This is a genomic window from Massilia agilis, assembly GCF_024756255.1.
Classification (GTDB): domain Bacteria; phylum Pseudomonadota; class Gammaproteobacteria; order Burkholderiales; family Burkholderiaceae_D; genus Telluria; species Telluria agilis.
Window position 1 is genome coordinate 1 of sequence record NZ_JANUHB010000028.1, and the last position, 282, is coordinate 282.

Genomic DNA, 282 nt, shown 5'->3' on the forward strand with positions numbered 1-282 from the left:
ATAGGTCAGGCTGCCGTTGCCGGTATCGACATCGGTCGCGTTCAGGTAGCTGGTGGTGAGGGTGATGGTTGCACCCTGGCCCACGGTCACCGGCGAAACCGCCAGCACCGGCGCATCGTTCACCGGATTGACCGTGATGCTGACGTTGTAGGTATTGCTGCCCGAGCCGTCGCTGACTGTGTAGGTGAAGCTGTCCGGACCGTTGTAGTCTGCGGCCGGCGTGTATTCGTAGCTGCCGTCGGCATGCACGACCAGCGTGCCGTGCGACGGGCCGGTCGCGCT

General features: G+C 64.2%; 1 protein-coding gene. It reads right to left on the reverse strand.

The features are described 5' to 3' along the window. Positions 1-282 (reverse strand): cadherin-like domain-containing protein (locus tag NX774_RS23320; RefSeq protein WP_258824689.1); only part of this gene is annotated, 282 nt, incomplete at both ends.